Here is a 12,396-nt window from a genome sequence, read left to right as displayed (position 1 = left end):
TCGAGTTTTGCGCAACAATTCAGCAGCTTCCGGGAAAGTGTTTCGCCAGTTTCCCGTCCAGATTCAATGCGCGGTGGCGGATCAGCCCATTCTGCTCCAGCCGGGCGCGGACTTCTGGGTCAGCGCCGCTCATCTCGTTGAAGAACGCGCGCAGCCCATCCTCGCCGTGTTCGCATTCAATCCAGCTGAGCAATTCATTCTTGTTCAGCCCCCCCATCTCGCGCGGGGCATTCGGGGCCATACCAGCCTGATACGAGCCGCGATCCATGCGGAACGGATAATGTGCGATCCAGTGATCCCAGTCCGGCGCGTGGCGGTGGCATAGATCGACCTGAGCAAGCTCGTATTTGCACGGTAGCAATTTCCCGTTCTGAAACAGGTTGTGGATACGAAAACTCAGACGTTTCAATCCCGTGCGCACAAACAACTTGCCCTGTACATGGCTTAGGAACCCGCCAAGGACGAAAGCCCCATAGTTGGGATAAAGCATCTCAATCAACTCTGTACGGGCCGGGCTTTGTGGCACATGAGCCTTGTACAGGTCTTCACCGCCTGCCAGCGCCTCGATTGGGCGGACACGGGCGGCGTGAACCTTGTCCGGAATATCGCGCAACACATCCGAGATTGGGGTCGGCGACCACAGAAACTCGTCAACATCGATATGGACCAGCCAATCCAGGTGCGTGTCGCGATAGGTGTATGTCGCGTTGACCGATTGGCGAACTTGGTGCTTTTCCGGTCGCGTGCGTTTTAGCTTTTGCCAATAGGCGTCATCGCAAACCTTTACGCAAACACCGGGATGTGCCTTCAGCGCCTCGAACGTGCGCTGGTTCGGCTCATCCAGATAGATATAGATGGTCTCGGCGCCCAGATCGAGGTGATGGGCCACGAACCGAAGGACATCTTCGGTCGGGCCCCTGACCATCGACACGACACCCCATGTGGTCATGTGCGCTGCGCGCGCACTTCGCGCATGCGTTTCAGGCGCCGAAAGATACCGCCGGGATCTCTGTTGAGTTCGGTCATCAAGTGATCGACCAGCGGCGCGATGGTGGTATCGCTTAGGGCCTTGGTCCAGACCGGAGCAATCAGATTGACATCCAGTCCGCCACTTCCAAGGGAAAACCCTTTCATCTGATAGGGCAGCGGGACACTTCTCAAATTCTGGTGTTGAAACGGTGTTTCCGGGGTCAGCCCCGAAAAGCGCCTTTCGAACTCATATAGCTTCATCATGCCGAACAACATGCGCAAAGCGTGACCAACCTCGCGCTGAGTTGCAGTTTGACCGTGGTCCGCAAAGGTCTGAACCGACGAGACCAGCCATCGCAAATCAAGCGTGGACAGAAGGTGGTCCGACTGTTCGTCCCAGAGGCGACAAAACAGAAGCGGGGCGTGACGCGGGAAGGACCGCTTTCGCAAGTTCGAGATCAGCTGGGCATTCAGGAAGGCAAGTTCCGAGTTTCCGACAAATTCCCGCGCAATCTGAGCACGCTTGCGATCCCAACTTGTACTGGGCTTCGGCGGGGGCACAGTCGCACTTTCGGGCAATGTTCGACCGGCCAGTTCAATAAGGTCAATGTCAAGGTCAGGCAAAGAGGTGGTGCCGAACTGAAACGGGCTGCGCCGGTTCTCATACCTGTCCAGCATGTCTGGAAGACCGCCGGGGAAAGTCAGTTCATCCTTGTTCATGCGCGCAGAATTGCACAGGCTGACTTGGCTGTGCAATCAGTCAGTTGGATCACACCATCATCTCTTTGGTGGCGGTCAGATTCAGGGCGGGATAGTCCCGAACCACCCGGTCGATGTCCCATTGCAGCCGGGTCAGATAGACAATGTCGCCGTCATGGTCGTGCGCGATGTGCTGCTTGTTTGCATTCACAAACTTTTCGACCTCAGCCTTGTCACCGCTGACCCAGCGGGCCGAGGTGAACTGAGACGCCTCGAAACGCACAGGCAAGCCGTATTCCATCTCGATCCGGCTGGCGAGCACCTCGAATTGCAGCGCGCCGACGACACCCACGATAAAGCCTGAGCCAATTGAAGGTTTGAACACCTTTGCCGCGCCTTCTTCGGCAAACTGCATAAGGGCCTTTTCCAGATGCTTGGCCTTCATCGGGTCACCCGCACGGACGCCTTGCAGCAGTTCCGGTGCGAAAGAGGGGATGCCGGTGACGCGCAGCGCTTCACCTTCGGTCAGCGTGTCACCGATGCGAAGCTGGCCGTGGTTGGGAATGCCGATGATATCTCCGGCCCAGGCCTCTTCAGCCAGTTCCCGGTCTGAGGCCAGAAACAGCACTGGGTTTGAAATCGCCATCGGTTTCTTCGACCGCACATGGGTCAGTTTCATGCCGCGTTTGAAATGGCCTGATGCCATGCGGACAAATGCCACCCGGTCGCGATGCTTGGGGTCCATATTGGCCTGCACTTTGAAAACAAAGCCTGCGACCTTCTTTTCATCCGGCGAGATCTGGCGGGGTTCGGCTGATTGCACCTGCGGCTGTGGGCCATATGCGCCGATGCCTTCCATCAGTTCCTTGACGCCGAACGAGTTGATGGCCGAGCCGAACCAGATCGGGGTCATATGCCCTTCAAGCACCGCCTGCGGGTTCAGCGCGGGCAGCAACTCGCGCGCCATCTCAACCTCTTCCAGCAGCTTTTCCAGCAGGTGTGCAGGAACATGTTCCGACAGTTTCGGGTCATCAAGCCCGTTAATTTCGATGCTCTCGGCCACCTTGTTGCGGTCGGCGCGGTCCATCAGCTCCAGCCGGTCACGCAGCATGTCGTAACAGCCGATAAAATCGCGACCCACGCCAATCGGCCACGCGGCGGGGGTGACGTCGATGGCCAGCATCTCTTGAATTTCGTCGATGATCTCGAACGTATCGCGGCTTTCTCGGTCCATCTTGTTGCAAAAGGTCAGAATCGGCAGATCGCGCAGGCGGCAGACCTCGAACAATTTTTGCGTCTGGCTTTCGACACCTTTGGCGCCGTCGATCACCATCACGGCCGCATCCACGGCCGTCAGTGTGCGGTAGGTATCTTCCGAGAAATCGCTGTGGCCGGGCGTGTCCACCAGATTGAACCGGAAATTCCCGTAATCGAAGGACATTGCCGAGGCCGAGACCGAGATGCCGCGATCCTTCTCCATCTGCATGAAGTCCGAGCGTGTCCGCCGTGCCTCGCCCTTGGCGCGCACCTGACCAGCCATCTGAATGGCTCCCCCGTAAAGCAGGAACTTTTCCGTCAGCGTCGTCTTGCCCGCATCCGGGTGCGAGATGATGGCGAATGTCCGGCGACGGGCAATCTCGGGCGGCAGGGTAGGTTGGTTCGAGGTATCAAGCATGACCGCGCGTATAGGCGGGGAATCCTGCCGAAGCAAGACAAAGGGGCTGGTTCGAATCATAGGCTTGTGGCAATAAGAACATATAGTGAACAAATTGTGGAGAAGACCAATGGATTTGAAAGAGATTGCCAACGAGTTGGTGGCCGGCTGCCGCGAGGACCGCGCCAAGGAAAATCTTGAGAAATTGTATGCGTCAGACGCAGTTTCTGTTGAAGCGGTCGATTACTCAGGCATGGGGCGCGAAATACAGGGGCGTGATGCGATCCGAGGCAAACATGAATGGTGGGAAGGCGCCCACGAGGTTTCGGGCGCTTCGGTCAGCGATCCGTTTGTACACGGCGAAGACCGTTTTGCGGTGATTTTTGAAGTGCAGGGCAAGGTAAAGGAAACCGGCGAATCCTTCGATATGCGTGAAGTGGGTGTCTATCACGTCGCAGATGGCAAGATCGTGCGGGAAGAGTTCTTCTACTGATCCCAAGCCATTTCTGGTCTTCCCTGTCTGGCCGATGCTAGACATGCGGCAATGACTGACAGGGAGGATCCGATGGATCTTGGTATAAAAGGAAAGCGCGCGCTGGTCTGTGCCAGTAGCAAAGGGCTGGGTTTGGGCTGTGCCGAGGCTTTGGCTGAGGCTGGCGTAAATCTTGTGATGAATGCGCGTGGTTCGGACGCTTTGGAGAGCGAGGCGGCACGCCTCAGGTCAGAGCATGGCGTCGAGGTACAAACAGTCGCTTGTGACGTGACGACTGCGGAAGGGCAGGCGAAGGTGATCGAAGCGGCGCAGGGCGTTGATATTCTTGTGACAAATGCCGGTGGACCGCTGCCGGGGTTATGGGCGGATTGGGAGCGTGATGATTTCATCAAGGCGCTGGATGCCAATATGTTGACCCCCATTGCGTTCATGAAAGCGCTGCTTCCCGGAATGATGGACAAAGGTTGGGGGCGGGTGGTGAACGTCACCTCACAATCCGTGCGCGCGCCAATTGCGGTGCTGGGGCTTTCGAATGCAGCCCGCACGGGTTTGACCGGATATGTCGCAGGAACTTCACGCCAGGTTGCACCGCATGGTGTGACCATCAACAACCTGCTGCCCGGCATTCACGCAACGGATCGTGCGGATGCGCTGGACAGCGGCGTGGCTTCCCAGCAAGGCATCTCGATCGAAGACGCACGCGCAAACCGTTCGGCAACCATTCCCGCGCGACGCTATGGAACGCGGCAGGAATTCGGGTCTGCCTGCGCGTTCCTGTGCTCTCAACATGCGGGGTTCATCGTTGGTCAGAACATTCTACTGGATGGTGGCGCAACCAATTTGACGATGTGACCATGGCACAAGGGTTTTCGTTGAAAGATCAGATGTTCAACGCTGAGAAAGTAAATTATCTCAGCGGTTTGTTTTCCAATTCTCATGCAGAATTTGATGCCCCGGCATTCCGATCTGCGGTCATGTCGCGATTGCTGGAGTTAGAGCTGAAGGATCGGATCATCTGGATCGCCACATGCCTGCAACAGGCGGTACCCGGTGATTTGCCTGCTGTTGCCCCGACGATCCTGCGTGCCTTGCCTGCACCTTTGGACCCAACGAAGACGGATGACGACTTTGGCGATTTCATCTTTGCGCCGGTCGGTGAGTGGGTGGCGACCATAGGACTTGAGCATACCGATCTGGCATTGGACGTGATGGAGGAACTGACACAGAGGTTTTCCATGGAATGGGCAATCCGACCGTTCCTTAACCACGACCCGGACCGGGTATTGCGGCGGATGCAGGACTGGTGCTCTCATGACAGTTACCATGTGCGCAGGTTGGTCAGCGAAGGCACGCGCCCCCGATTGCCATGGGGGCAGGCGGTTGGATTGGGTTTGCAGGACCCGCTGCCGTTGCTGGACAATTTGCACATAGATGCGACGCGATATGTCACCCGGTCCGTATCCAATCACCTGAATGACATCACCAAGAAAGACCCGGATCTGGTATTGGATCGTCTGAAGGCGTGGCGCAACCAGGGTCATCAGACTCAGGACGAACTGGACTGGATGACGTCACACACCCTGCGCGGGCTTGTGAAAGCGGGGCATCCCGAAGCAATGAAGATGTTAGGCTATGACCCGGACGCGGACATCGAGGTCGCGGTCAACCTTAATTCGGAAGCTCAGATTGGTGACGCTCTGGCCTTTTCCGTCGCTTTGAAAGGGGTCGGAGAGCTGCCAGTTCTGGTTGACTATATCATTCATTTTCAAAGACCTGGCGGGAAAATCTCAGCCAAGGTGCACAAGTTGAAGCAGGCGGCTTTGAAGAACGGGAAACTGACGCTGGAAAAACGCCACAAGTTGAAGGGTGATGCCACAACGTTCAAGTTGGTTCCCGGCGCACACCGGCTGGAGGTTCAGGTAAATGGCAAAATTCGTGCAGGCGTGGACTTCGACCTGCTTGGGTAAAACCGCGCGGGACCGCTCACGCTTTCGTCAATAACGCCTTCCCCGGATTGCGAACGCCCGGCGGCTGCATTAGCTCGGACATGACCATTTGCGAGGGAAAAGCGCGATGAAACATGAATCGGTGCAGAACTATTATGGTGAAGTCCTGCAAAGCAGTGCTGACTTGCAGACCAATGCGTGCTGCACGCCTGACGACATGCCCGACCATGTCAAAAAGATCCTTTCAAAGATTAATGACGACGTTCTGACTCGCTACTATGGCTGCGGTCTGATTGCCCCACTTGATCTTGAAGGCACGTCGATCCTTGATCTGGGGTGTGGGGCCGGGCGGGATGTATATGCCTTGTCCGCCATGGTCGGTAAGACGGGCCGGGTAGTGGGTGTCGACATGACGCCCGAACAACTGGACGTCGCCCGCGCGCATCAGGAATATCACGCCGAGGCGTTTGGATATGCCCGCAGCAATGTGGAATTCCATCACGGCTATATAGAAAAACTGGATGAGCTTGATCTGGAACCCGGATCGTTCGATATCATCGTCTCGAACTGTGTCATCAACCTGGCCACGGATAAGAATGCGGTTCTGCGCGGCGCACATAGGTTGTTGAAAGAGGGCGGCGAGATGTATTTCTCGGATGTCTATGCAGACCGCCGTATTCCGCAGGCGATGGCCGAAGACGAAGTTCTTTATGGCGAGTGCCTGTCCGGCGCGCTTTATTGGAATGATTTCCTGTCAATGGCTCGAACGGCCGGTTTCGGCGACCCGCGCCGCGTGACACATCGTCCGCTGACGATCGAAAATCCCGTACTGGAAGAGCGTGTTGCGCCGTTGAAGTTCCTGTCCGCGACATACCGTCTGTTCAAACTACCTGCATTGGAACCGGCTTGTGAAGATTATGGGCAAGCCGTGATCTATAAGGGAACCGTGCCAAACGCACCGCATGAATTTGGTCTGGATGACCACCACGTTATAGAAGCCGGCAAGGTGTTTCCGGTTTGCGGCAATACCTGGATGATGCTGAAAGAAACGCGATTTGCCCGTCATTTTGACTTTATCGGCGATTTTTCGACCCATTATGGTATTTTCGAAGGCTGTGGTGGCGAAAGCCCGTTTGAAGCCATGGGTGCATCTGTCGCTTCTGGCGGGTGTTGCTGATCCCTTGCACCTGAGGGGCGGGGTTGCTATCCCCGCTCAAGCCCGATGGATTTGATCGGGAAAGGTAACGGGGTCCATCGGTGACAGGTAACGCAATTCCACCGCGTCTGGAAATTCGCAACATTATCCGTCGGTTTGAAGGCCGGGTTGTTGTGGATGATGTTTCACTGACCGTTCAGGCAGGCAAGGTGACCTGTCTGCTGGGGCCGTCGGGCTGCGGGAAATCCACTACGTTGCGCATGATCGCCGGGGTCGAAATGCAGGACTCGGGTGAGATTTATGTTGATGGCAAGCTGATCTGCGACACCGTCTTCCGGGTGCCTCCGGAACGGCGCGAGATCGGTCTGATGTTTCAGGACTTTGCGCTGTTCCCGCATCTGAGTGTGGCTAAAAATGTGGCCTTTGGTCTGAAGGGCAGTAAGGACGAAAAACGCGCCCGGGTCGAGGAGTTGTTGCAGAAGGTCGACCTGATGCGATTCATCGATGGTTTTCCGCATCAACTATCGGGTGGCGAGCAACAACGCGTGGCGTTGGCGCGTGCCCTGGCGCCGCGCCCGCGCATCATGCTGATGGACGAGCCCTTTTCGGGCCTCGATAACCGTTTACGTGATGGTATCCGTGACGAAACGCTGGCCATTCTCAAGGAAGAAGATGCCGCTGTACTGCTGGTCACGCACGAGCCGGAAGAAGCGATGCGCATGGCCGACGAGATCGCCCTGATGCGGCGTGGCAAGATCGTGCAACAGGGCGCGCCCTATAACGTCTATACGCGTCCCGCGGATAAGGCGGCGGTGGCATTTTTCAGTGATGTCAACGTTTTGCGGGCGCAAGTGAATGGCGCATTGGCGGATACGCCCTTTGGTCAGTTCCTGGCACCGGGCATTCCGAATGGTACGGATGTCGAGATCGTCTTTCGCCCTCAGCACATCAAGCTGGACTTTGACCGCAACGGCAGAGGGCCATTGCCGACACCAACAGACGGTGTTGCGGCCCGTGGTGTCGTCGAACGCGCGCGATTTCTGGGAAATGAAAGCCTGGTAGAGTTTCGCATGGACTATGATGGCTCGATCCTCAGGGCTACGGTTCCAAACGTGTTTGTGCCCAGTCCGGGCCGGGTGATGTGGCTGACCATCCGCCGCGACAAGTGCTTCGTTTTCCCCGAAACAAGGCGCTGATCCATCGATTTCCACCCGAGTGGTGCGCGAAAACCTCAGATTGCGGGGCCGCGTCGCTTGCCGCAACGCAGGCCCGGGTCTATCAAGAGCCAAACGCGGGGGTAAATCGGGCACATGCGAATTCTTCTGACCAATGACGACGGGATCAATGCCCCGGGCTTGATCACGCTTGAGGCGATTGCAGCTGAACTGGCCGGACCGGATGGAGAGGTCTGGGTGGTCGCACCCGCGTTTGAACAGTCCGGGGTCGGACATTGCATCAGCTATACCCACCCGATGATGGTCGCCAAGCTGGGCGAGCGGCGCTTTGCAGCCGAAGGTTCACCTGCGGATTGTGTTTTGGCAGGGCTTCACGACGTTATGTTGGATACCCCTCCCGATCTGGTTCTATCGGGCGTGAACAGGGGCAATAACTCGGCTGAAAACACGTTGTATTCCGGTACGATCGGCGGCGCGATGGAAGCGGCATTGCAGGGCGTCCCAGCGATTGCCCTGTCGCAATATTTTGGCCCCCGCAACCTGGGCCTTGACGACCCGTTTGAGGCAGCCGCCCGGTATGGTGCAGATCTGGTGCGCCGGATTCTGGACGCAACTCCGGCAGAACAAGATGATTACCGGCTGTTCTACAACGTGAATTTCCCACCGGTTCAGGCAGACGATGTTCTGGGCACGCGGATTGCGGCGCAGGGGTTTCGGCGCGACACGCGTTTTTCGGTCGAACCGCACAGTTCGCCTTCGGGGCGACGGTTCCTGTGGATAAAGGGTGGCTATCAACACAATCCGACCGCGCCCGGAACGGATGCGGCCGTCAATCTGGAAGGCTATATCTCGGTCACGCCGATGCGCGCTGACCTGACTGCGCATGACATGCTGGAGGCATTGAAGGCGGTCGAATGAGCGGACTGGACCCTGAAACCGTAATGCAATTCCTGTTTGCCCTGCGCAAACGGGGGGTCACGGATGCGCGCGTGCTGGCTGCGATGGAGCAGGTGGACCGCGGTCGCTTTGTCACCGGCCTGTTCGCAGGGCGCGCTTACGAGGACATGCCGTTGCCGATTTCCTGCGGTCAGACGATCAGTCAACCGTCGGTCGTAGGTCTGATGACGCAGGCCCTGAACGTTGGACCACGGGACACGGTGCTCGAGATTGGGACAGGTTCAGGTTATCAAGCGGCGATCCTGTCCAAACTGGCCCGCCGGGTCTATACAGTGGAACGCCACAGGCGGTTGGTGAGCGAAACAAGCAAGCTGTTTGCCGATCTGGGCCTGACGAATATCACTTCTATGTTGTCTGACGGGTCATTTGGCCTGCCGGAACAAGCCCCTTTTGACCGGATCATTGTCACAGCCGCAGCCGAGGATCCTCCGGGCCCGCTCTTGGCGCAGCTGAAAATCGGGGGTATTATGGTTCTACCCGTGGGCCAGTCGGACGCGGTGCAGCAGTTGATCAAAGTGACGCGCACCGAAAATGGTCTGGATTATGACGAATTAACGTCGGTCCGTTTCGTTCCCCTTCTGGAGGGGCTTGGAAAGGACGAGGCGTAATAGGCTTAAAGAATTGGTCGCCGGAACTCCGGGTAACAGGGGCAGGCGTTGAGGACAGAATTATGAAAGCAGTATCCAAATCAGCAATGCGCCGCTGTGCGACCGGGGTGGCCGCTCTGGCCATTCTGGCCGGGTGCGAGGGGCCTCTGGATTATGACCTTCGCGGGCAGATCGGTGGCTTTTCGACCACCAATGCAGCGCAATCCGCGACGGCATCCCGCCCGGCACCAGACAGCAGGGGTGTCATTACCTATCCGAACTACCAGGTGGTCGTGGCGCGCCGCGGCGATACGGTGCGGGACGTGGCTGCGCGGGTTGGCCTGCCCGAGGGCGAGCTTTCGCGTTTCAACGGCCTTCAGACAACGGACACGCTAAGAGAGGGTGAGGTTCTTGCACTGCCACGCACTGTTGGTGCTGGCAGCGGTGTGGACATCGCGTCGGTTGCCGGGTCTGCAATTGATCAGGTGCCGTCGTCGGGTTCGGTTCAGACCACAACACTGGAACCCGCGAAACCGGCACCAACACCCGCGCCTGTGTCAGCTGGGCCGGAGCCGGTCAGGCACAAGGTCAAGCGGGGTGAGACGGCCTATACAATCTCGCGCCTCTACCAGGTGCCGGTTGAATCTCTGGCGGAATGGAACGGGCTGGGATCTGATTTTACCGTGCGTGAAGGTCAGTACTTGTTGATTCCGGTCAAGAACCAGCCAGCGCCCCGGCAAAATGCGGCTAGTGCCGCGCCTGTTCCCGCCACGGAGGTGACGGAACCGGGACAGGGATCACCGACGCCGACGCCACCCAGCGCTACGCAGCCCTTGCCGGACGAAAAAGTTGCGCCTTTGGCCGAGGCCCCCGACGTGACCGCCGAAGCGCCAACAAATACGCGCACATCCGCGCTGTCCCTGCCGGTTGGCGGCACTATCATTCGCGGCTATGACAAGGGCAAGAATGAGGGCATCGACATCGCTGCCGCTCCGGGTACGTCGGTCACTGCTGCCGAAGCCGGTACGGTCGCGGCGATCACCGCGGACGCGGATCAGGTGCCGATCATTGTGGTCAAGCACAACAACGATCTTCTGACTGTCTATGCAAATGTCGACAAGATCACCGTCAAGAAAGGCGATAAGGTACGCCGTGGTCAGAAGCTGGCTCAACTGCGGAGCGGCGACAATGCCTATGTGCATTTCGAAGTCCGCAAAGGGTTCGAGTCCGTAGACCCGGAACCTTATCTGAAATGAGACTAGATGGCCCGTACCGGGCCATGCCGTCGGCGAGAGTATTTCTGAAAAGATGAAGCCTGTCAGACGTACGGGTCATAGTCGCTCAGGCGCTTTCCAGGTTCGTCGGCGAAGATCTCCGGAAGGGGTGAAACAGCTTCGATCAGGTCGATTCGAAAAACACGAAATCCGTTGCGCAGCTCGCACCAGGCGGTAAGGGTCCAGACCCTCCCCCAGTATTCCATATGGAGCGGGCGGATGGTGCGTTCGGTCAAAGCGCCGTCGATGCGGCGATAAGACAGGTGAAGTTTCTGACGTGATTTGATGGCTGCGCGGATCGGTGCCATATGGGCAAGGCCCCTTGCGGCATCGGCAAACGGGTAGACCGCGAATTTCCAGCTGTCCGCCTCGGCCACGACCTGCGTTGGCAAAACAGCGTCGATCTTGTCGGCAAGCGATTGTGCGGCAGCCTTCAGGTCAGTATCCGCGGCCTCGGCCACGATGGCCATGCCAAGATTCAGCGCCTCAAGCTCGGCTGTGGTCAGGTTCAATGGGGGCAGGGTGATCTGCTCGCGCACCATGTAGCCGACACCGCGCTCTCCCTCGACCGGAACGCCCGAAGCAACAAGCGTATCCATGTCGCGATAGATGGTGCGGACCGACACCTCAAGCCGGTCCGCAATGTCCTGCGCGCGGTGCAGTTTGCCATCGCGCAGGATCTGGATGATATCGAACAGGCGGTCAGTGCGGCGCATGACACGCCGTTCTGACTGCGTTTAGGCAGTCATGTTCCATAGGACTTTCTCGTGACGCATCTGGATACTATCGGGATTGATGACCGCCATCATGCCTGCCGCACATTCCTGTTGCGGAAACTGCGCAGCGGCGTCCTCTGCCGCTTTCAAATCGGTCCAGACAACATAATCGGTCCAGCGACCATCTTCGCCCTGGCTAAGCTGACGATGGGCGAAGCCCGGCGCGCTGCGCACAAAGGCCTCAGAGGCCTGACTGAGTTTCACGAACTCTTCCGGTGTGGTGCCATTGGCCAGGGTGAAGGTGACGATTTCAGCAACGTGGGTCATTTAAATCTCCATTGACCTTGTTTCGATGCCAAATCCCTAACGGATAGAAACTGACATAAACCTGTCAGTTGAGAATTGCGACCCCTTAGATTCCTCGCGTTTTCCAAAATTTTTGCCCGCAACCCGTTGCAGATGCCTTTTGAGACCAGCGATCGAGGCGTAAAGACTGAGTCAGTTGATGTTCCCGGCGCGCAAACGTGCCGACGAAAAAGGAGAGAAGACATGCTCAACAATATTGGCCTTCCTGGCCTGCTGCTGATCGCCGTTGTGGTTCTGGTTCTGTTCGGGCGCGGCAAGATCAGTTCGCTCATGGGCGAAGTCGGCAAAGGCATCACCGCGTTCAAGAAGGGCGTAAAGGACGGTTCGGAAGAGCTGGAAAAGGACGCTTCTGAGCTGGCCAAGGACGTCACACCTGAAACCGAGAAAGACAAGGCGTAAGCGCG

Annotated in this window: 14 protein-coding genes; 9 read left to right on the top strand and 5 right to left on the bottom strand. The window is 57.6% G+C overall.

Annotation, left to right across the window (positions count from 1 at the left end):
* Positions 1-19: 19 nt before the first annotated feature.
* The 3 genes from ACR0NZ_RS05040 to ACR0NZ_RS05030 are packed head-to-tail and all read right to left on the bottom strand — an operon-like array spanning position 20 to position 3,343.
* Positions 20-949 (bottom strand): glycosyltransferase family 2 protein, encoded by a 930-nt coding sequence (locus tag ACR0NZ_RS05040; protein ID WP_480517303.1) that lies wholly within the window; start codon positions 947-949, stop codon positions 20-22.
* Positions 946-1,689 (bottom strand): hypothetical protein, encoded by a 744-nt coding sequence (locus ACR0NZ_RS05035; RefSeq protein WP_480517301.1) that lies wholly within the window; start codon positions 1,687-1,689, stop codon positions 946-948. The genes ACR0NZ_RS05040 and ACR0NZ_RS05035 overlap by 4 nt, the downstream gene beginning before the upstream one ends.
* Before the next feature lie 49 nt (positions 1,690-1,738).
* The gene (locus ACR0NZ_RS05030; RefSeq protein ID WP_480517299.1) at positions 1,739-3,343 is read right to left on the bottom strand and encodes a peptide chain release factor 3; all 1,605 of its coding nucleotides are present in this window, start codon (positions 3,341-3,343) and stop codon (positions 1,739-1,741) included.
* A gap of 109 nt (positions 3,344-3,452) precedes the next feature.
* On the opposite strand from ACR0NZ_RS05030, the gene ACR0NZ_RS05025 reads away from it, so the two are divergent.
* From ACR0NZ_RS05025 to ACR0NZ_RS04990, 8 genes are all read left to right on the top strand, one after another.
* Entirely contained in the window at positions 3,453-3,815 is a 363-nt protein-coding gene (locus ACR0NZ_RS05025; RefSeq protein ID WP_480517297.1) for a SnoaL-like domain-containing protein, read from the top strand.
* A 72-nt stretch (positions 3,816-3,887) separates the two neighbouring features.
* Positions 3,888-4,667, top strand: a complete 780-nt coding sequence (locus tag ACR0NZ_RS05020) for an SDR family oxidoreductase (protein WP_480517295.1) — start codon at positions 3,888-3,890, stop codon at positions 4,665-4,667.
* Positions 4,668-4,669: 2 nt separating this feature from the next.
* A complete protein-coding gene (locus tag ACR0NZ_RS05015) occupies positions 4,670-5,782 on the top strand; it encodes a hypothetical protein (RefSeq protein WP_480517293.1) in 1,113 nt (370 codons plus the stop codon).
* A gap of 106 nt (positions 5,783-5,888) precedes the next feature.
* The gene (locus tag ACR0NZ_RS05010) at positions 5,889-6,938 is read left to right on the top strand and encodes a methyltransferase domain-containing protein (RefSeq protein WP_480517291.1); all 1,050 of its coding nucleotides are present in this window, start codon (positions 5,889-5,891) and stop codon (positions 6,936-6,938) included.
* A 107-nt stretch (positions 6,939-7,045) separates the two neighbouring features.
* Positions 7,046-8,113 (top strand): ABC transporter ATP-binding protein, encoded by a 1,068-nt coding sequence (locus ACR0NZ_RS05005; RefSeq protein WP_480517756.1) that lies wholly within the window; start codon positions 7,046-7,048, stop codon positions 8,111-8,113.
* Between the two features lie 114 nt (positions 8,114-8,227).
* Entirely contained in the window at positions 8,228-9,010 is a 783-nt protein-coding gene (gene surE, locus ACR0NZ_RS05000; RefSeq protein WP_480517289.1) for a 5'/3'-nucleotidase SurE, read from the top strand.
* A complete protein-coding gene (locus ACR0NZ_RS04995; RefSeq protein ID WP_480517287.1) occupies positions 9,007-9,657 on the top strand; it encodes a protein-L-isoaspartate(D-aspartate) O-methyltransferase in 651 nt (216 codons plus the stop codon). Before surE ends, ACR0NZ_RS04995 begins: the two co-directional genes overlap by 4 nt.
* A gap of 62 nt (positions 9,658-9,719) precedes the next feature.
* Positions 9,720-10,892 carry a peptidoglycan DD-metalloendopeptidase family protein gene (locus ACR0NZ_RS04990; RefSeq protein ID WP_480517285.1) on the top strand — a complete coding sequence of 391 codons (1,173 nt, stop codon included), beginning with the start codon at positions 9,720-9,722 and terminating at the stop codon, positions 10,890-10,892.
* A 62-nt stretch (positions 10,893-10,954) separates the two neighbouring features.
* On the opposite strand, the gene ACR0NZ_RS04985 is transcribed toward ACR0NZ_RS04990, so the two are convergent.
* Positions 10,955-11,626 carry a helix-turn-helix transcriptional regulator gene (locus ACR0NZ_RS04985; RefSeq protein WP_480517283.1) on the bottom strand — a complete coding sequence of 224 codons (672 nt, stop codon included), beginning with the start codon at positions 11,624-11,626 and terminating at the stop codon, positions 10,955-10,957.
* Between the two features lie 21 nt (positions 11,627-11,647).
* Positions 11,648-11,953 (bottom strand): hypothetical protein, encoded by a 306-nt coding sequence (locus tag ACR0NZ_RS04980; RefSeq protein ID WP_267364188.1) that lies wholly within the window; start codon positions 11,951-11,953, stop codon positions 11,648-11,650.
* A gap of 222 nt (positions 11,954-12,175) precedes the next feature.
* On the opposite strand from ACR0NZ_RS04980, the gene ACR0NZ_RS04975 reads away from it, so the two are divergent.
* On the top strand, positions 12,176-12,391 hold the full coding sequence (locus ACR0NZ_RS04975; protein WP_209503727.1) for a twin-arginine translocase TatA/TatE family subunit: 216 nt from the start codon (positions 12,176-12,178) through the stop codon (positions 12,389-12,391).
* Positions 12,392-12,396 lie beyond the last annotated feature (5 nt).

This window comes from Ruegeria sp. AE3 (genome assembly GCF_056542225.1).
The sequence above is the reverse complement of the archived record's forward strand: the minus strand, read 5'-3'. Positions and strand labels throughout refer to the sequence as shown.

Bases quoted from the DNA above. Each gene is read 5' to 3' on its own strand.
- ACR0NZ_RS05010 (WP_480517291.1), top strand. From the start codon at position 5,889: ATGAAACATGAATCGGTGCAGAACTATTATGGTGAAGTCCTGCAAAGC.
- ACR0NZ_RS05020 (WP_480517295.1), top strand. From the start codon at position 3,888: ATGGATCTTGGTATAAAAGGAAAGCGCGCGCTGGTCTGTGCCAGTAGC.
- surE (WP_480517289.1), top strand. From the start codon at position 8,228: ATGCGAATTCTTCTGACCAATGACGACGGGATCAATGCCCCGGGCTTG.
- ACR0NZ_RS05035 (WP_480517301.1), bottom strand. From the start codon at position 1,689: ATGAACAAGGATGAACTGACTTTCCCCGGCGGTCTTCCAGACATGCTG.
- ACR0NZ_RS04980 (WP_267364188.1), bottom strand. From the start codon at position 11,953: ATGACCCACGTTGCTGAAATCGTCACCTTCACCCTGGCCAATGGCACC.
- ACR0NZ_RS04995 (WP_480517287.1), top strand. From the start codon at position 9,007: ATGAGCGGACTGGACCCTGAAACCGTAATGCAATTCCTGTTTGCCCTG.
- ACR0NZ_RS05040 (WP_480517303.1), bottom strand. From the start codon at position 949: ATGACCACATGGGGTGTCGTGTCGATGGTCAGGGGCCCGACCGAAGAT.
- ACR0NZ_RS04975 (WP_209503727.1), top strand. From the start codon at position 12,176: ATGCTCAACAATATTGGCCTTCCTGGCCTGCTGCTGATCGCCGTTGTG.
- ACR0NZ_RS04990 (WP_480517285.1), top strand. From the start codon at position 9,720: ATGAAAGCAGTATCCAAATCAGCAATGCGCCGCTGTGCGACCGGGGTG.
- ACR0NZ_RS05025 (WP_480517297.1), top strand. From the start codon at position 3,453: ATGGATTTGAAAGAGATTGCCAACGAGTTGGTGGCCGGCTGCCGCGAG.
- ACR0NZ_RS05030 (WP_480517299.1), bottom strand. From the start codon at position 3,343: ATGCTTGATACCTCGAACCAACCTACCCTGCCGCCCGAGATTGCCCGT.
- ACR0NZ_RS05015 (WP_480517293.1), top strand. From the start codon at position 4,670: ATGGCACAAGGGTTTTCGTTGAAAGATCAGATGTTCAACGCTGAGAAA.
- ACR0NZ_RS04985 (WP_480517283.1), bottom strand. From the start codon at position 11,626: ATGCGCCGCACTGACCGCCTGTTCGATATCATCCAGATCCTGCGCGAT.